Annotated in this window: 14 protein-coding genes; 8 read left to right on the forward strand and 6 right to left on the reverse strand. The window is 34.0% G+C overall.

The window, feature by feature from the left end:
- Nucleotides 1-61: 61 nt before the first annotated feature.
- The 5 genes from QLQ96_RS01985 to hpt form a co-directional block, all read right to left on the reverse strand.
- Nucleotides 62-2,206 carry a S46 family peptidase gene (locus tag QLQ96_RS01985; protein ID WP_482494238.1) on the reverse strand — a complete coding sequence of 715 codons (2,145 nt, stop codon included), beginning with the start codon at nucleotides 2,204-2,206 and terminating at the stop codon, nucleotides 62-64.
- 245 nt (nucleotides 2,207-2,451) lie between these two features.
- Complete coding sequence (gene obgE, locus QLQ96_RS01990; RefSeq protein WP_482494240.1) at nucleotides 2,452-3,453, reverse strand: GTPase ObgE; 1,002 nt, start codon at nucleotides 3,451-3,453, stop codon at nucleotides 2,452-2,454.
- Nucleotides 3,454-3,600: 147 nt separating this feature from the next.
- A complete protein-coding gene (locus tag QLQ96_RS01995) occupies nucleotides 3,601-4,875 on the reverse strand; it encodes a hemolysin family protein (RefSeq protein WP_482494242.1) in 1,275 nt (424 codons plus the stop codon).
- A gap of 201 nt (nucleotides 4,876-5,076) precedes the next feature.
- The gene (locus tag QLQ96_RS02000; protein ID WP_482494243.1) at nucleotides 5,077-5,649 is read right to left on the reverse strand and encodes an adenylate kinase; all 573 of its coding nucleotides are present in this window, start codon (nucleotides 5,647-5,649) and stop codon (nucleotides 5,077-5,079) included.
- 71 nt (nucleotides 5,650-5,720) lie between these two features.
- Nucleotides 5,721-6,251, reverse strand: coding sequence for a hypoxanthine phosphoribosyltransferase (hpt, locus tag QLQ96_RS02005; protein ID WP_482494245.1), 531 nt, complete (start codon nucleotides 6,249-6,251; stop codon nucleotides 5,721-5,723).
- 186 nt (nucleotides 6,252-6,437) lie between these two features.
- Here hpt and QLQ96_RS02010 point away from each other — a divergent pair, with 186 nt between their 5' ends.
- The 7 genes from QLQ96_RS02010 to QLQ96_RS02040 all read left to right on the forward strand — a co-directional run bounded on the left by QLQ96_RS02010 (nucleotide 6,438) and on the right by QLQ96_RS02040 (nucleotide 15,796).
- Complete coding sequence (locus QLQ96_RS02010; RefSeq protein WP_482494247.1) at nucleotides 6,438-7,709, forward strand: PQQ-dependent sugar dehydrogenase; 1,272 nt, start codon at nucleotides 6,438-6,440, stop codon at nucleotides 7,707-7,709.
- Nucleotides 7,710-8,014: 305 nt separating this feature from the next.
- A complete protein-coding gene (locus tag QLQ96_RS02015) occupies nucleotides 8,015-10,117 on the forward strand; it encodes a TonB-dependent receptor (RefSeq protein WP_482494248.1) in 2,103 nt (700 codons plus the stop codon).
- 22 nt (nucleotides 10,118-10,139) lie between these two features.
- Nucleotides 10,140-10,691 carry a hypothetical protein gene (locus tag QLQ96_RS02020; protein WP_482494250.1) on the forward strand — a complete coding sequence of 184 codons (552 nt, stop codon included), beginning with the start codon at nucleotides 10,140-10,142 and terminating at the stop codon, nucleotides 10,689-10,691.
- A gap of 169 nt (nucleotides 10,692-10,860) precedes the next feature.
- Nucleotides 10,861-12,015, forward strand: coding sequence for a 5-(carboxyamino)imidazole ribonucleotide synthase (locus QLQ96_RS02025; RefSeq protein WP_482494252.1), 1,155 nt, complete (start codon nucleotides 10,861-10,863; stop codon nucleotides 12,013-12,015).
- Between the two features lie 349 nt (nucleotides 12,016-12,364).
- Nucleotides 12,365-12,850, forward strand: a complete 486-nt coding sequence (gene purE / locus QLQ96_RS02030) for a 5-(carboxyamino)imidazole ribonucleotide mutase (protein WP_482494254.1) — start codon at nucleotides 12,365-12,367, stop codon at nucleotides 12,848-12,850.
- Nucleotides 12,851-12,972: 122 nt separating this feature from the next.
- A complete protein-coding gene (locus QLQ96_RS02035) occupies nucleotides 12,973-15,000 on the forward strand; it encodes a M3 family metallopeptidase (RefSeq protein WP_482494256.1) in 2,028 nt (675 codons plus the stop codon).
- Nucleotides 15,001-15,136: 136 nt separating this feature from the next.
- Nucleotides 15,137-15,796, forward strand: coding sequence for a SanA/YdcF family protein (locus QLQ96_RS02040; protein ID WP_482494257.1), 660 nt, complete (start codon nucleotides 15,137-15,139; stop codon nucleotides 15,794-15,796).
- A 98-nt stretch (nucleotides 15,797-15,894) separates the two neighbouring features.
- On the opposite strand, the gene QLQ96_RS02045 is transcribed toward QLQ96_RS02040, so the two are convergent.
- Nucleotides 15,895-17,157, reverse strand: a complete 1,263-nt coding sequence (locus QLQ96_RS02045) for a cation:proton antiporter (protein ID WP_482494259.1) — start codon at nucleotides 17,155-17,157, stop codon at nucleotides 15,895-15,897.
- A gap of 181 nt (nucleotides 17,158-17,338) precedes the next feature.
- On the opposite strand from QLQ96_RS02045, the gene QLQ96_RS02050 reads away from it, so the two are divergent.
- Nucleotides 17,339-18,751 carry a hypothetical protein gene (locus QLQ96_RS02050; protein ID WP_482494261.1) on the forward strand — a complete coding sequence of 471 codons (1,413 nt, stop codon included), beginning with the start codon at nucleotides 17,339-17,341 and terminating at the stop codon, nucleotides 18,749-18,751.
- Nucleotides 18,752-18,766 lie beyond the last annotated feature (15 nt).

Below are 18,766 nucleotides of genomic sequence, written 5' to 3' on the forward strand. Positions count from 1 at the left end.
TATAAAATAAAAAACCCGACAGCTTAAAACTGTCGGGCTTAATTTTATAAAGAAATTGAGATTATTTAGTAATCGTCAATTCATCAATGATGTTTTTAGCACCAGCGTATTTGTCGATAATCCAAAGTACGTAACGAATATCTACGTTAATAGTTCTTTGTAATTTAGAATCGAAAATTACGTCTCCAGCCATAGCTTCGATGTTTCCGTCAAAAGCAATTCCGATTAATTCTCCTTTTCCGTTAAGAACTGGTGAACCAGAGTTTCCTCCTGTAATATCGTTGTCAGTTAAGAAGTTTACTGGCATGTATCCTGCTTTGTCAGCATATTGTCCGTAATCTTTTTTCTTGTTTAATTCTAATAAACGAGTTGGCAAGTCAAATTCCTGATCTCCTGCTTTGTATTTTTTAACCATACTTTCCATTGTAGTATAGTTGTTGATTTTAGCATCGTTGCGAGGATCTGCAGGTAAAGCGCGAACTTTTCCGTAAGTTAATCTCAACGTTGAGTTTGCGTCTGGATATTTAATTGCGTTCAATTTAGACTCTCTTAAACCTTCTACCAATTTACGGTAAGCAGTTGCAAAACCATCATCAGCTTTTGCTTGATCATCTGTTTTAGAACGGTATTTTGTCAATAAATCATTAGAAATAATATACAGTGGATCGTGTACAATTGCCAACGGTTTTGGATCAGCTAAAAATGCTAATACTTTTTCTTTATTTGTAAAATAACTAATCTCTGTTGCTTTTGCTACATCTGTAGTAAAGTCTCCATTATTAGCTGTTTTCATTTTTGCAATTTCTGGAGCAATTCCGTACTCAGCAGCTTTAGAAGCGTATAAATTCAATTGTGCAACTAAAACATCTTTTTCTAAAGGAGCATAAAAATTACCATAAATGCTTTCAACCATTGCATTGATTTTAGGAAGCATTTCTGCTTTTTTAGCATCATTCTCTTTGTAATAAGCAATTAATGCATTTCCTAAATTAGCTGGTCCAGTTGCATAGCTAGAAGTACGTAAAAGCTGAGTCAAATAATTATCATGAAGCGCTTTTAAGTTTGTTTCTCTGTAATAATCGTTGATAGTCGGAATTACATTTTCGTACTTTTCTTTATTTGCAGGTTTACTTGCCCACTCGTAGAATTTATCCTCTTGTTCTGCTTTTGCATCTACAGTTCCCGCTTTTGTTAAAGCGTCGATCATACCTTGACGGTTTTTCCAGTAGTTTGCAGTAGAAGCATATTTAGAAGCGTAATTTAAACGAACCGTTGCGTCTTGATCCATATACTTTTTCATTACGTCCATTCCGGTTTTTGCACCTTCAACCCAAGCAGGATAAGCATATTTAATGTTTTGCTCAATTCCACCAGCTGGCATCCAACGGTTTGTTCTTCCTGGATACCCCAAGATCATTGCAAAATCATTTTCTTTCACCCCTTTTAAACTAACAGGTAAATGGTGTTTTGGTTGCAATGGCACATTGTCTTTAGAATAAGTTGCTGGATTTCCATCTTTATCAGCATAAACTCTAAACATAGAGAAATCTCCAGTTTGACGAGGCCATTCCCAGTTGTCTGTATCTCCACCAAATTTACCTACGCTTTCAGGAGGAGTTCCAACTAAACGAACGTCTGTGTAGTCTTGGTAAACAAAATAGTAATATTCATTTCCTTGAAAGAAAGGACGAACAGAAACAGTGTATTTTCCGTTTTCGCTATTTTCTTTTTCAATTAAAGCGATTTCTTGCTGAATGATAGTGTTTCTTTCCGTTTCTGTCATAGTATCATTTACTTTAGACAAGATTCTTTTTGAAACATCATCCATACGAACGAAGAAACGAACGTATAACGATTTTGGTTTTAGTTCTTCTGAACGATTTTTTGCCCAAAAACCATCTTTCAAATGATTTTGTTCTGCAGTCGAAAGTTCTGCAATCGCACTATAACCGCAGTGGTGATTAGTAAGAACCAAACCGCTATTTGAAACGATTTCTGCAGTACAACCTCCGTTAAACTGTACAATCGCATCTTTTAAGCTATGATTGTTTATGCTGTAAATTTCTTCGGCTGTCAATTGCAAGCCCATTTTTTGCATATCCCTGTGATTTAATCTTTCGATAAACATCAGGAACCACATTCCTTCATCGGCTCTCATAGGGAAAGCCACTAGGCACATGGTCAAGAATAAAATTACTTTTTTCATGTTATTTTGTTTAAGTGATGCGAATATAAGCCATTTTGTCAATTATTCCATCTTAAACGATTCTAAAATTAAATTTGAAGATGGAATTTTAGTCGTTTATTACGAATTTAACATTCTTTTAAACAAAAAAAGGCATTCTAAAATAGAACACCTTTTTTTGTTTAAAGTTACTAAGCGGCTAAGTTTCTAAGATTCTAAGTTTTTTCTTTGAACTTAGAATCTTAGAAACTTAGAAACTCAGAATTTTATTCATTAAGCATTTTCCAAAGTGTGTCTTTCAAATCTGTCAGCCCTTGCTGAGCAACAGAAGAAATAAACATATAAGGAACACCTTTGAAAGAAACATCTAATTCTGCTTTCAATTCTGCTTTCAATTCATCATCCAACATATCACATTTTGAAATAACAACAAGACGTTCTTTATCCAACATTTCTGGATTGTACTTCGTTAATTCATTAACCAAGATATCATATTCTGCTTTAATGTCTGGCGTATCAACAGGAACTAAAAACAATAAAGTTGAATTACGCTCAATATGACGCAAGAAATAATGTCCAAGACCTTTTCCTTCTGCAGCTCCTTCAATAATACCAGGAATATCGGCAATTACGAAAGATTGGAAATCTCTGTAAGCTACGATTCCTAAGTTTGGTTTTAAAGTCGTAAACGGATAATCTGCAATTTTTGGTTTTGCCGAAGTTAATACAGATAATAAAGTAGATTTTCCTGCATTTGGAAAACCAACCAATCCGACATCTGCCAAAACTTTAAGCTCTAGAATAATATCCATTTCGATACCAAGTAGACCTGGCTGTGAATAACGAGGCGTTTGGTTTGTAGAACTTCTAAAATGCCAGTTCCCTAAACCTCCCTTTCCTCCTCTTGCAAGAATCTGTTTCTCTCCGTCTTCAGTAATTTCAAAAAGTGTTTCACCAGTTTCTTTGTCCTTTACAACAGTTCCTAATGGCACTTCAATGTATTTATCATCTCCATCTGCTCCAGTACTACGGTCTCCTCCACCGTCTCCACCGTGTCCTGCTTTAATGTGACGCGCAAACTTTAAATGAAATAATGTCCAGAGTCCTTTATTTCCAACTAAATAAACATGCCCTCCACGGCCACCGTCTCCACCGTCTGGACCTCCTTTTTCAATAAATTTCTCTCTATGTAAATGCGTAGAACCTTTCCCTCCTTTTCCGGAAGAAACATATATCTTAACGTAATCTACAAAATTTCCTTCTGTCATTTTTCTAAGTATTCAGTCGCAGTCGCAGTTTTCAGTATCCAATTGTGATAAAAAAACTGTGACTTAACTATAATTTATTTTTGATTCAACCTCAACCTAAATTCCCAGTTCAAACTGAGACTGTAAACTGTGACTGAAAACTTTACTTTACTCTTTAAGCGCTTTCACAAGCACTTTATCAATCTTAACACCGTCCATGTCGACTACTTCAAGAACGAATTTCTGCCAAACTAATTTCTCGCCTTCTTTTGGAATATGAGAAAGCTCCGTCATAATCATTCCGCTTACGGTGTTTACTTCGTAATCGTTAGTCAACTCGTCCAATTCAAAATAAGTCAAGAAGTCGTGCAACGAATAATGTCCGTCAACCAGCCACGAACCATCTTCTCTTTCTATAAGCTGGAATTCATCTTTATAGAATTCTGCAGCATCTCCAACTAAGGCTTCTAAAATGTCGTTCAATGTAATTAAACCTTGAAAAACACCATATTCATCTGAAACCAAAGCATAGTGTACACCCGTTTTTTTGAAATTTTCTAAAGCTTTGTAAGCTGTAGTCTGTTCCATTAAATAAGGCGCATCAGTCATTATTGATGCTAAATCGAAATTATCTTTTTCAATAGTTGCGAAAATATTTTTAAGTGTTACCACACCCACAATATCATCATAGTTATCATTGTAAACAGGATAAACGGCATGAAGATCCTGAACGACCAATTCTTTAATTTTAGCCTTATCTTCTTTTAATGGCAACATATCAACCGACTTGCGGTGTGTCATTAAAGAGTTTACTTTTCTGTCTCCAATATGGAAAACACGCTCCACAATATCTTGTTCAATTTCTTGAACTTCCCCTACTTCTGTTCCTTCTTTAATGATGGCTTTAATTTCTTCTTCGGTAACTTTTCCGTCAGCAGTTGGTTTTATTTGAAAAACATTCAATAAAAAATCTGTTGATGAAGTTAACAGCCAAATAAAGGGAGCCGTAATAATTGAAATTACTTTCATTGGCATTGCAACCATTTTTGCAATTGCCTCTGGATAATTTAATCCGATTCGTTTTGGAAGCAATTCTCCTAAAACCAATGAAAAGAAAGTTAAAACTACAACTACAATTCCTACCGCCACTGAATGTGCATAAGGTTTCAAAGCTGCAAATCCTGCTACAAAAAGTTCAACATCAGCGGTGATTTTGTCACCAGAATAAATACCCGTCAAAATTCCGATTAAGGTAATTCCGATTTGTACTGTAGATAAAAACTTATTTGGGGAATTGGCTAGATCGAGTGCTGTTTTAGCACTTTTGTTGCCTTTTTTCGCTGCTGTTTCCAACCTGTTTTTACGGGCCGAAATCAAAGCGATTTCAGACATGGAGAAAACTCCGTTTAATAGAATTAGAAAAAATATAATTAGTATTTCCAATTGATAGGGGATTCGTTATAAAATAGTTTTTGTTAAATGTAATTCGCAATCTTGATTTTTAGCCCAGATGGAAGTGAAAAGCCCGGAGCTAAAAAAACTAATTTTTCCTGCCAGAAAACAGCGACCAACGGAAGCTCGTTTTATGGTTTGGAAAAATAGTTTTTTTAGCGAGGACTTGTAACGTACAGCCGGAATAAGCTTCTACAAATTATCTATAACTGACGTTAATCGTTCTGTAATTTGTTCAATAGTTCCGATACCGTCTACAGCATGAAACTTGTTTTGTTCTTTATAATATCCAATAAGAGGAGCTGTTTTCTCATTGTATTCTTGATATCTTACACGAATTTTTTCTTCGTCTTGATCGTCAGCTCTTCCGCTTGTTTTTCCTCTTTCTAATAATCGTGCTACCAAAATTTCGTCATCTGCTTCTAAAGCGATTGTTGCTGTTACGCTAGATCCGATTGTTGGTAAAAATTGATCTAAAGCCTCTGCTTGATTGATTGTTCTTGGGTAACCGTCGAACAAAAATCCTGCTGTATCTGGGTGTTTTTTTACCTCATCAATTAACATTGCAGTTGTTACTTCGCAAGGAACTAATTCTCCATTATCCATGAAAACTCTTGCTTTTTTTCCTAGTTCAGTATCATTTTTTAAATTAAAACGAAAAATATCTCCTGTTGAAAGGTGTGTTAAATTATATTTTTCTTTTAAAAATTCTGCCTGAGTTCCTTTTCCTGCACCAGGCTTTCCAAATAAAACGATGTTAATCATAATTGAAATGAGTGTTGTTACTTCTGTCTTTCAGAAGTCTTAAAATGAATATTTAGTTGTGTTTTGTTTTTTTATTCTGCTAATTTGTAAACTTCAGTTAGGTTTCTTCCTAAACCATCGTAGTCTAAACCGTAACCTACAATAAATTTGTTCGGAATACGAATTCCGACATAATCTATTTTAATGTCTTTTTTATAAGCTTCTGGCTTAAAGAACAACGTTGCTATTTTAAAATGCTTTACATTTTGCGCTTTAAACAAATGCTTCAATTCTTCTACTGTATTTCCAGTATCTACAATATCTTCAATAACAATGACTGTTCGTCCAGAAAGATCATGATTGATTCCGATTAATTCTTTAACCGAATCTGTACTTTCTGTTCCTTCATACGAAGCCATTTTGATAAACGAAACCTCGCATGGTTTTTTATATTTTTTCAAAAAATCTGACACTACCATAAAAGCACCATTCAAAACCCCAATAAAAATTGGAGTATCATCTCCAAAATCGTCTTCTACCTGAGCTACCATTTTAGTCAAAGCAAAATCAATTTCTTTAGCCGAAATAAACGGAACAAATTGTTTATCGTGAAGTTGTATCATTATTTTTCTTTTTAAAATAATGGACAAAGATAAAGAATTAGAAATTAACAGCTTCTATCAAAATAAACTGTATCGAGATATTTTTTATGAATGTTAAATATCAGTTAATGTTTACAAATTCTTTTTTGAAGCCGTCTGAAATTTCCGTAAATTGTTGTGATATAATTATTTAACTCCAAGAAACCAATGAAAAAATCCTTAGCCTTATTTTCGATACCCTTATTAGCCTTAATGACAGCCTGCAATGGACAAGTAAAAAAAGAAGAAAAAGAAGCTTTGGCCAAACAGCCAGGCAATACTGTGAAAACTGCCATTGGAGACATTACACTTCCTCCTCCCTATGCAACCGAGTCTAAAAGCAACAACAGCAAAGTGATTGGCTGGCCTGCCGGAAAAACTCCAAAAGCTCCCGAAGGTTTTACTGTAACTAAATTTGCAGACGGATTTGAAAATCCGCGCTGGACTTATATTGCTGCCAACCAAGATATTTTTGTGGTTGAAAGTAGCACGCGCATGAGTAAAAACCAAATTACCGTTTTACGAGATAAAGATAAAGACGGAAAATTTGAAACTCGTCAAGTTTTCATTTCTGGACTGAACAAACCTTTTGGAATGCTAATTCTAAAAGACTTTTTTTACATTGCAAACACCGACGGATTATACCGTTATCCTTATAAAAATAATCCGTTGAAATTAGAAACTAAAGGAGAAAAAATCCTTGAACTTCCTGCGGGCGGTTACAACAATCACTGGACAAGAAATTTATTAGCAAGTCCTGACGGAAGCAAAATTTATGTTTCCGTGGGTTCTGGAAGTAATAATGGCGAAAACGGAATGGATAAAGAAGTTCGCCGTGCTGCAATTCTAGAAATTAACCCTGACGGAACTGGAGAAAAAATCTATGCTTCGGGGTTAAGAAATCCTGTTGGAATGGATTGGAATCCTGTTAATAAAGAATTGTGGACTGCGGTAAATGAACGCGATGAATTGGGAGATGATTTAGTTCCCGATTATATTACAAGTGTAAAAAGAGATGGTTTCTACGGATGGCCATATTCGTATTTTGGAAGCATTCCCGATCCGAGGATGAAAGGCGAAAGAAAAGATTTAGTCGAAAAAACAATTGTTCCTGATGTTCCGGTCGGTTCTCACACCGCTTCTTTGGGATTGGCTTTTTACACTAAAGATGCTTTTCCAGCGAAATATAAAAACGGCGCTTTCGTTGGTCAGCATGGTTCTTGGAATCGTTCTAAAATTTCGGGTTATAAAGTTTTATTCGTTCCTTTTAAAGACGGAAAACCTTCAGGAAAACCAGAAGATTTTTTGACTGGTTTTATCTCTGATCAAAATAAAGCCGAAGTTTATGGGCGTCCAGTTGCTGTTACAGTAATGAATGACGGATCGCTATTAGTGAATGATGACAGCAGTAATACGATTTGGAAAGTCACCGTGAAATAAATCGTTAAGATTGCTTTTAACCACAAATTACACAAATTTTCGCAAATTTAATTTGTGTAATCTGTGTAATTTGCGGTTAAAAATATTTTCAATTTTTAATCCGATGCCCATCAAAACAACCAAAATATTTTAAACACATAGAAACATAGATTTTTTTAGTACTAAAGTTGATTTTAAGAAGACTCGTTTATACATATCTCAATACTTTGGAAATATGTGGATTACAATTAGCAAAACGCCTTTTTTGCCTCAATCAATGCTACGTTTCTATGTGTTAAAATTATTTACGGCCTTAATCTCATTTTATGATTTCTAAAAAATATTTTCTTCTTCTTTCCACTCTTTTTATTTTTCAAAATATCATCTCGCAACAAAAAGAAGTTCAAAATATTGATTCGGTTAAAACTCAAAAACTGAATGAAGTTTTAATTAGTCCGCTTCATATTAATCGGGATTTACAGAACAGCCCGGCTTCAATTGGCATTTTATCCGAAAAAGAATTACTTCGAAATAATACTACTGACATCAGCAATGTCATCAATACGATTCCTGGCGTTTTTATGCAATCGTCTAATATTACGACAACCCGAATTTCGATTCGCGGAATTGGCGCGAGAACTCCATACGGAACGAATAAAATTCGCGCTTTTTACGGAAGTATTCCGCTAACTTCCGGAAACAGCGAAACCGTAATTGATGATATTGATCTTCAAAATATCAATCAAGTTGAAATTATAAAAGGGCCACTTTCGAGTGTTTATGGCGCTGGATTGGGTGGTGCGATTTTGATTTCGCCACAATCTTTAAAAAAAGGAAATTATCAAGCCGAAGTCAGTTCTGTTTTTGGATCTTACGGATTATTGAAAAATAGAATAAGTTTCGATTTGAATGAAAAAAGTTCGTCTTTAAATCTGACTTATCATAATTTAAAAACTGACGGCTGGCGCGAAAACAGTGCTTACAATCGGGAAGGAATTACGCTTGGCGGAGAATTATTCAGAAAGAAAAACAGCAAACTGACTTATTTCTCAAATTACACTTATTTAAAAGCGTACATTCCGAGTTCGATCAACAAAACCACTTTCGAAAATAATCCGCAAGCTGGCGCGCCGACTTGGGTTGCTTCAAAAGGATTCAAAGAATATAAATCGACTTTGGGTGGATTGGCTTATGATTTTAAAATTAACGATCATTTGAATAATTCGACTTCTGTTTTTATTAATTATAAAGACAGCAACGAACCACGACCTTTTGATATTTTGCGTCAATATACTTTTGCTTCGGGTGCAAGAACCCAATTTTCGGGAGATTTTAAAATCGGAAAAATCAACAATCAATTTATTGGCGGAATTGAATATTTCGCAGATAATTATAGCGGAAATACTTTTCAGAATCTGTATCAGCAAAATAATGGGAACGGAAGTTTACAAGGCGATCAGCTTTCTGCAACGAATCAGAAAAGGCATTTTTACAATATTTTTTCGCAAATCAGAACGTTGCTTTCTGACCGATTTGAGATTCAGGCAGGTTTAAATTACAACAAAACCAAATTTGAACTTCAGAATGATTTTCCCGCTTCCGCGAATAATCCGACGGAACATTATAGTTATGATGGAATTTTTTCGCCACAACTTTCTTTTTTGTTCAAGCCGAATGAAATTCAGACATTCTACTTTTCTGCAAGCCGAGGATTTTCTCTTCCAGCAACCGAAGAAACTTTAACAAGCACAGGAAATATCAATCAAAACATAAAACCAGAAACGGGCTATAATTTTGAATTGGGAAGCAAACTCCATCTTTTCACCAAAAAATTATATGCTGAAATTACGGTTTATCGAATGGAAATTAAAGATTTATTGGTTGCCAAAAGAATTGGAGACGATCAATACGAAGGTGTAAATGCTGGAAAAACATTTCATGAAGGAATCGAAATTGCATTAAAACACAATTGGCAAATCAATCGAACTTTCAATTTGAATTCTTATGTAGGAACTTCTATCGGAAATTACGAATTCAAAGAATTTGTAGATAACGGAAATGATTATTCTGGAAACAAATTAACCGGAGTTCCTGCCAATACCGCAAGCGCAGGTTTTAATTTCAACACCAATTCAGGATTTTATTTTTCAGCCGATTTTCAGTTCACAGATAAAATTCCGATGAATGATTCAAACGCCAATTTTTCAGATTCTTATTCTTTACTGAATTTAAAAACAGGATATCAATTTGAGATTTTATCTGGATTAAAAGCGCATTTGGATGCTGGAATCAACAATGTCACCAACGAAAAATACGCTTCGATGATTTTGACCAATGCCACGGGAGTTGGAAGCGCGCAACCAAGATTTTATTATCCAGGTTTACCAATAAATTATTACGGAATTATCTCATTAAATTACTTATTTTAGCAAAATACTAAACACCCGAACAATGCAGTCTGAATTGCAAAAAAAGCTAGATTACGTAAATGCTTATAGAGAAAATCGTCTAAAAGCGGCACAAGATATTTTGGAAAATCCAGCGCTTTTCAGCGAATTAGTTTCGATATGTTTTACGCCTTCAGACAAAAACAACCATAAAGCCTGCTGGATTTTAGAATTTGTTTCTTACGAAGAATTGCTTTGGCTACAGCCTCATCTTGATTTTTTCTGTTCAAATTTGAAAATTTTGAAAGATGACAGTTCGCTTCGTCCAATTGCAAAAGTGCTTCAGCTTTTAGTAAAATCGCATTATAAGAAAAACGAAAACTGCATTAAACTCTCCGAAGAAAATCTTCAGGATTGCATCGAAGCAAGTTTTGATTGGTTAATTAATGATGTAAAAGTCGCCACAAAAGCCTATTCCATCAGAACATTATATGTTTTAGGAAATCATTACGATTGGATTCATCCCGAATTAAAAGTTATAATCGACAAAGATTTCGGAGATCATTCAGCCGCATACAAAGCAGTGGCAAAAGAAGTTTTGAAGAAAATAAAGTAGAGTTTTGATAGCCACGAATTCACGAATTATTTTTAGACAAAGCGAAAAAGAAAATTCGTGAATTCGTGGCGGAAAAACTTTAAAATACAATTCGTGAATTCGTGGTGAAAAAAACTAAATTTTGGCTGAAAAAAGATTAAAAAGTATCTTTGCAAAAACACAACACAAAATGAATTATTTTTCTTCTGATTTTAAATTAGGAATATTGGGTGGCGGACAATTAGGTAAAATGCTTTTGTTCGACACTAGAAAATTTGATATACAAACTTACGTTCTAGATCCGAGCGACGAAGCGCCTAGTAAAATTGCCTGTAACAAATTCTTTCAAGGTGATTTAATGGATTACGATACGGTTTACAACTTCGGAAAACAAGTCGATGTTTTGACTTTCGAAATCGAATTGGTAAATCTTGAAGCTTTAACGCAACTAGAAAACGAAGGTTTAAAAATATATCCATCTCCAAAAACCTTAAAAGGAATTCAGAATAAAGGTGTTCAAAAAGACTTTTATGCTCAGAATAATATCCCAACTGCGCCATATAAAAGATTCGAAAATTTAGAAAATCTAAAATCAGCTGTCACATCGAGCGGAGTCGAGATGCCTTTCGTATGGAAATGTACCGAATTTGGTTATGATGGAAATGGCGTAAAAATAGTTCGCCAAGTTTCCGATTTAGATACACTTCCAAATGTAGAATGTATTGCAGAAACTATGGTTCCATTCAAAAACGAATTGGCGGTAATTGTGGTAAGAAATCCATCAGGAGAAATTAAAACATATCCGGTTGTAGAAATGGAATTTCATCCAGAAGCCAACCAAGTTGAATACGTAATTTGCCCAGCAAGAATCGACGATAAAGTGGCAGAAAAAGCTAGAGCAATTGCTTTGGAAGTTTCTAAAAACTTCAATCACGTTGGACTTCTAGCGGTTGAAATGTTCCAAACGCAAGACGACGAAATTTTGGTTAACGAAGTTGCTCCGCGTCCGCACAATTCTGGTCATTATTCTATTGAAGCAAGTTATACTTCACAATTCGAAAATCATTTACGTGCCATTTTAGATCTTCCGTTAGGAAACACAGACAGCAAAGTCGCTGGAATTATGGTAAATTTAGTCGGTGCCGAAGGTCATTCTGGAGATGTAGTGTATGAAAACATCGAAACCATTTTAGGATGGAACGGCGTTACGCCACATATTTACGGAAAAAAACAAACACGCCCTTTTAGAAAAATGGGTCATGTGACGATTGTAAACGAAAACATGGCCGAGGCGAGACGAATTGCAGAAGATGTAAAAAATACGATTAAAGTTATTAGTGCCTAGTAATTTAAATGAAAAAAGCATTAAAAATCTTTGGATTAATAATCATAATTTATCTTACAGTACAATTAATAACTATAACTAAACACAGAAGAGGTTTTAATATAGGTTTTCCATTTCATGCATATGGAAAAGTTGATGCGGAATGCTATGTTACCACATATTTTTATCCAGAATTTTTGATTGTAAATTTCATAGTAATTACAATTATCGTATTTATAATCTATTTCATAAGTAAATTAATCAAGTCTCGATTAAAAAAATATCCTGTAGACAGGAAAGTATAGAACAAATGCAATTTTCAGGCTTAACAAAACTTGAAACCTGAAACTTGAAACAAAAAAATAAAAACATGAGCAAAGTAGCCATTATCATGGGAAGCATCTCAGACATGCCAGTTATGCAAGATGCAATCGACATATTAAAACAATTCAATATTGAAGTTGAAGTAGATATCGTTTCGGCACACAGAACGCCAGAGAAATTATTCGATTTCAGCAAAAATGCACACAATCGTGGGATTTCGGTAATTGTTGCCGGTGCGGGCGGTGCAGCACATTTACCAGGAATGGTGGCTTCAATGTCTCCGCTTCCTGTAATTGGAGTTCCAGTAAAATCAAGCAACTCGATTGATGGTTGGGACTCTGTTTTATCAATTTTGCAAATGCCAGGCGGAGTTCCTGTTGCAACTGTTGCTTTAAACGGAGCAAAAAATGCTGGAATTTTAGCAGCGCAAATCATCGGAAGCCACGACAAAAAGGTTTTGGATGCGATTATTGCTTATAAAGAAGAATTGAAAGCTGCGGTTAATAAAGCGGCTGAAGGATTGAAAAAATAATTTTCCTATAAATTACTGCAAGGTTTTCAAAACCTTGTAGGTTTGATTATTGCAATCAAAAATTAGAATACTTAAAAACACCTACAAGGTTTTGAAAACCTTGCAGGACAAAAATATACAATATGAGTATCTTAACACAATATTTCAACACCAAACATAACACCGCACCTTTTTCGCAGATTAAAATCGAAGATTACGTTCCTGCTTTTCAGGAAGGGATTGCTTTGGCTAAAGCCGAAATTGATGCGATTGTAAATAATCCAGACGCGCCGACTTTTGAAAACACAATTGTGGCAATGGATTTTTCAGGCGATATTTTAGATCGTCTTTCTAGTGTTTTCTTCAATTTGAATTCGGCTGAAACGAATGACGAAATGCAGAAAATTGCTCAAGAAGTTTCACCTTGGCTTTCAGAATTCGGAAATGATATTCGCTTAAATGCGGAATTGTTTGCGCGCGTAAAAGCCGTTTACGATCAAAAAGAAAGCTTGAACCTCAACCCGGAACAAACGACTTTATTAGATAAAAAATACAAAAGCTTTTCTAGAAACGGAGCTAATTTGCCAGAAGACAAGAAAAATCAATTGAGAGAAATCGACAAAGAATTATCAAGATTGAGTTTGCAGTTTGGCGAAAATGTTTTGGCAGAAACCAACAACTTCGAATTGCATTTAACGGATGAAAAAGATCTTTCAGGTTTGCCAGAAGGAACAATCGAAGCGGCTAGAATATTAGCTAAAAATCAGGAAAAAGAAGGCTGGATTTTCACTTTAGATCATCCAAGTTATGTTCCGTTTCTGACTTATGCTGACAATCGCGAATTGCGTAAAAAAATGGCAATCGCTTTTGGAGCAAAAGCTTTTCAAAACAACGAATTTGACAATCAGGAAAATGTTTTAAAAATCGCAAAATTACGTTTTGAAAGAGCTAATTTATTGGGATATAAAACGCACGCCCATTTTGTTTTGGAAGAAAGAATGGCCGAAAGTCCAGAAAAAGTATTTTCTTTTTTGAATGATTTATTGGCAAAAGCAAAACCTGCAGCTCAAAAAGAATTTGCAGAATTAACCGCTTTCGCGAAAGAATTAGACGGAATCGAGCAATTGGAAAAATGGGATGGCGCTTATTATTCTGAAAAATTAAAACAACAGCTTTTTAACTTAGATGATGAAAAACTGAAACCTTATTTTCAATTAGAAAAAGTTTTAGACGGTGCTTTCACAGTGGCAAAAAAACTATACGGTTTAACTTTTACTGAGGTTTTTGATATCGATAAATATCACGAAGAAGTTACAACTTACGAAGTTCGAGATGCTAAAAATGATTTAGTTTCGATTTTCTATGCTGATTTCTTCCCAAGAAAAGGAAAAAGAAACGGCGCTTGGATGACTTCATTCAAATCACAATATGTAAAAGACGGCGTAAACGAGAGACCACACATTTCGAACGTTTGTAACTTTACAAAACCAACCGAAACAAAACCTTCGTTATTGACTTTTAATGAAGTAACAACTTTATTCCACGAATTCGGTCACGGATTACATGGAATGTTGGCCGATACGGTTTATCCAAGTTTATCTGGAACTTCTGTTTACTGGGATTTCGTAGAATTACCAAGTCAGATTATGGAGAATTGGTGTTACGAACCAGAAGCTTTGGCTTTGTTTGCGAATCACTATGAAACAGGAGAAATTATCCCGATTGAGTATGTTCAGAAAATTAAAGAAAGTGCGAGTTTCCAAGAAGGTTTGGCAACGTTGCGCCAATTAAGTTTCGGATTATTGGATATGGCTTGGCACGGACAAGATCCAACCAATATTACAGATTTGAAGATTTTCGAAACGGAACAATTTGCAAACACGCAATTGTATCCTGATGTAAAAGAAAATGCAATGAGTACCGCTTTTTCTCATATTTTCCAAGGCGGATATTCTTCTGGATATTACAGCTACAAATGGGCTGAAGTTTTAGACGCTGATGCTTTTGAATATTTCCATGAAAATGGGATTTTCAACGAAGAAGTTGCGAAGAAATTCAAAGATAATGTACTTTCTAAAGGAGGAACAGAACACCCGATGACTTTGTACAAACGTTTTAGAGGTCAGGAACCAAAACCTGAAGCATTGTTGAAGAGAGCGGGATTATTATAAAGATTCTAAGCTTCTAAGTTGCTAAGCAACTTAGGGAATCAAATAAAAAAACCGAAGCAAAAAATGCTTCGGTTTTTTTATTTGATTTTGTCTAGCTATCTTAGCATTTTTGAATCTTAATCTTACAAAATACATTTTGAAAAAATATTTTAAAATAGCCCTTTACCTTGCGATTATCGGATTGGTTGCGATTGTTTCTGTAAACTATTACGTTAAAAATTCTACCAAAAAATACATTCATTATTCTATTAAAAAATTTCCGAAGAATGATGTCGGAATTATTTTTGGAGCTGGAATTAACGGAAATCAGCCGAGCAAATATTTAAAAGATCGACTAGATACAGGAATTATGCTTTGGAAAGCAAAACGCATCAATAAAATTCTGCTTTCGGGAGATAATGGTCGCGACGAATATGATGAATTAACGGTTATGAAAAATTACTGCTATTCTCACGGAGTTGATACTACAAAGATTTTTATTGACTATGCTGGCTTTGATACTTATTCAACGATGTATCGCGCGAAACATATTTTCAAAATAAAAAAAGCCACTTTAATTTCTCAAGAATATCATTTGAACCGTGCGATTTACATCGGAAATAAATTGGGAATAAAATCTGCTGGTTATTCTGCGAATCAAGGAGAATATTTAGGTTATAATTATGTTCGTTTTAGAGAATCTCTTTCGATTTGCAAATCCTTTTTTGACGTTTTAAGAAATCGAGAACCAAAGTTTTTAGGTGGAGAAATTAATATCAATGGAGAATCTAACTATTCTAAAGACGATAAGAGATAAAAAACAAAACCCTGCAAAAGAACTTGCAGGGTTTTTATTTAAAATCTAAAGACAAAGAATAAAAATCTTGCGTCTTTACTCTTTCTTCAATTTTCGATTTACTCTTTCTCTAAAACTCGTTTTGCCAGTTTTCCAACAGTCAATCCTTGCACTACAATTGAGAATAAAACCACAATATAAGTTACCTCAAGCAGTAAGTTTTTATATTCCCCTTCAGGCATAGAGAGCACAAGTGCGATCGAAACTCCACCGCGAATTCCGCCCCAAACTAAAACCATCAAAGAACCTTTGTTATAAGCCGATTTAATTCCGAAGAACTTAAAGATATCAAAGAATTTCCACGGTAAAACAATAGAAGTTAATCTTGAAAACAACACAATAAAAATTGCTACAAAACCTGTCAATAATTGTTTATTTAAGTCTGGTAATAATAACAATTCGAAACCAATAAAAAGGAATAAAACAGCATTTAAGATTTCATCAACAAGTTCCCAGAATTTTCCTAGATAATCTTTGGTGACTTCGCTCATGGCCACTTTTTTACCATAATTTCCAATAATCAATCCGGCAACAACCATCGCTAGCGGACTAGAAACATGCAACGCTTGTGCTACTAAAAATCCTCCTGTTACAATAGAAAGCGTTATTAAAACCGAAACTTTATAGTCATCAACTTTTTTCATGACTCTTGAAGCTGTAAATCCGAAAACCGTTCCTAATAAAAGTCCGCCGATTCCTTCTTTTATAAACAGCCAAGTTATTGAGCTAAAAGTAGCGTCAAATGTTGGATCGGTTGCCATTTTTAGAACTACCGCAAACATTACTACCGCTACTCCATCGTTAAACAAAGATTCACCAACGATTTTAGTTTCAATTCTTTTAGGAACTTTCGCTTCTTTTAAAACTCCCAAAACCACAATCGGATCGGTTGGAGAAATTAAAGTTCCAAAAACCAAGCAAAATATGTACGGTATTTTTATTCCCAAAAATGGCGTGACATAATATAGTATCATTGAGATAATCAAGGCTGACAGTACAACACTTACAGTAGAATAAATCATAATGGACACCTTTTGCTCTTTAAGATCGGCCATATTTACGTGTAGCGCTCCAGCAAACAAAAGAAAGTTCAACATAGCGCCCATAAGGATTTCGTTGAAATCAAATTGCTTTATTAAATCAAAAAAATGTTTGGTGGTTGAAGGAAAATAAGAATCTCCCAAAAGGCGAATTCCTACTGAAACCAGCATAGCAATAATCATGATTCCGATCGTTCCCGGAAGTTTTAAAAATCTTAAATTCAAATAGGCGAAGAAAGAAGCCAGTACGATAAGTACCGAAAAAGTGTAGTATAATTCCATAAAATGTGATTTTTACAAAAATAGCTGTATCATTATTTAATCAAAATTTCGCGGGTTGAATTAACATAACTTTATTATTTGTCAAATCTATTTGTATTGAGAAAAATCCTAAAAAATATTTTGATATCATTTTAAAAAGAATATTTTTGTACGTAATTACCCCTAATTGTAAAACTAACCTATGAAATTAATTTTTAGCGAAACTCAAAATAACGTAATCGATAAAATTTGGGTGTTCGGAATTGTACTTTTCTTATCAAGCATGCTTCTGTATTACATCGAAGTTTTTACCCCAAACACATTTATTTTTACACAAATTTGGCAAATCCTTTTTTGTTTTTTCAACACACTAATTCTTTCCTGGTATTTTTATAAAAACAATAAAATAAAGACTGGAATCATTTTACAATTATTGGGCGCTTTTTATTTTTTCAGAAATAATATTTCATTTTTCTTAGACTATAATTTCACACAATATCTTTACTCTTTTATCTGGTATAAAAGCACTTACATCTACAAAACCATCCGTTTTTTATCATTCATTATTTATTTTGGTTATTTTGTTAAGCACTACTTTACAGTAGAAAACTTTAATGTTTCCAAAAAAACAAAATGGATTTTCCCCATACTGATATCTATACTTTTATTCAACGTTATTGATCTTGAAGTTGCGAATACATTTGGAAATTTTACCTTTTTAACCTTCAGCGAACCTTTTCATCAGGATATCTTCATGACGGTTATGGAAGTTCTAAATACCTTCAAAATTTTATTTGTTCTTATTGGCTTTTTCTACATTACCAATAGATATGAAGGATTTAAAAGTATTCGAAAACCAATCGACCAGCAATTTATTGATGCGAAATTCTTTAAATGGGGTTTTATAATCAGTTTCTCTTTTTTGATTCTTACTCTCTTAAATTTGGGTGAATCTATATTTACAATTTCTATTTTCTCGTCAGATCTTGATTTGTTTGAAATAAGCAAATTAGTTTCAAATTATTTTTTAGTGCTTTATTCAGGAAGATTTTTAGGCAACTTGATTCAATTTCGCGGCTATTCCTTAAAAAAATACTTCGGAATTATGAATGTCTTTACTCTTGTTCCTATCTTGAATATTTTTAGTTTTTTAGTTTTATTACTAACCAAAAGAAGAGAAAACATTACGCAATATTTTCTTAGTTTAAAGAAAAACAAAAAGCTTCATCTAGCTATTTATTGTCTTTTGCTGAGCGCTTTCTTATTATACGACTATTTTACAAGTGAAGTAAAAACCATAAACGATTTGATAAAAATTCCTGTATTTGTAATGGCAATACTTTTGGTTGCGAATTATAAAATCATGACCAAAATTGTTCCTTTTGTAATAGTCCTATTTTTATATTTTGAAGACATAAAATCCTTTTTTGATTTTACTGAAGGGTATCTCATTTTTTTCAAAAACAAGATCTACTCCTTTTTATGGCTTACCGCTTTAGGTGTTTTTATTCTTTATTATGTTCTTTATTATGTTTTACATAAATCCTTTTATGTTGTGTATTCAAATACTAAAAACGAAGAAACAACAACAGTAGGTATTGATAAATTTAATTAAAACAAATAAGTTCAT

The sequence above is a fragment of the Flavobacterium sp. B167r genome, assembly GCF_056824315.1.

Excerpts from the sequence above, each read along its gene's own strand:
- purE (WP_482494254.1), top strand. The coding sequence starts at position 12,365 with ATGAGCAAAGTAGCCATTATCATGGGAAGCATCTCAGACATGCCAGTT.
- hpt (WP_482494245.1), bottom strand. The coding sequence starts at position 6,251 with ATGATACAACTTCACGATAAACAATTTGTTCCGTTTATTTCGGCTAAA.
- QLQ96_RS02035 (WP_482494256.1), top strand. The coding sequence starts at position 12,973 with ATGAGTATCTTAACACAATATTTCAACACCAAACATAACACCGCACCT.
- QLQ96_RS01985 (WP_482494238.1), bottom strand. The coding sequence starts at position 2,206 with ATGAAAAAAGTAATTTTATTCTTGACCATGTGCCTAGTGGCTTTCCCT.
- QLQ96_RS02045 (WP_482494259.1), bottom strand. The coding sequence starts at position 17,157 with ATGGAATTATACTACACTTTTTCGGTACTTATCGTACTGGCTTCTTTC.
- QLQ96_RS02020 (WP_482494250.1), top strand. The coding sequence starts at position 10,140 with ATGCAGTCTGAATTGCAAAAAAAGCTAGATTACGTAAATGCTTATAGA.
- QLQ96_RS02025 (WP_482494252.1), top strand. The coding sequence starts at position 10,861 with ATGAATTATTTTTCTTCTGATTTTAAATTAGGAATATTGGGTGGCGGA.
- QLQ96_RS02000 (WP_482494243.1), bottom strand. The coding sequence starts at position 5,649 with ATGATTAACATCGTTTTATTTGGAAAGCCTGGTGCAGGAAAAGGAACT.
- obgE (WP_482494240.1), bottom strand. The coding sequence starts at position 3,453 with ATGACAGAAGGAAATTTTGTAGATTACGTTAAGATATATGTTTCTTCC.
- QLQ96_RS02050 (WP_482494261.1), top strand. The coding sequence starts at position 17,339 with ATGAAATTAATTTTTAGCGAAACTCAAAATAACGTAATCGATAAAATT.
- QLQ96_RS02010 (WP_482494247.1), top strand. The coding sequence starts at position 6,438 with ATGAAAAAATCCTTAGCCTTATTTTCGATACCCTTATTAGCCTTAATG.
- QLQ96_RS02015 (WP_482494248.1), top strand. The coding sequence starts at position 8,015 with ATGATTTCTAAAAAATATTTTCTTCTTCTTTCCACTCTTTTTATTTTT.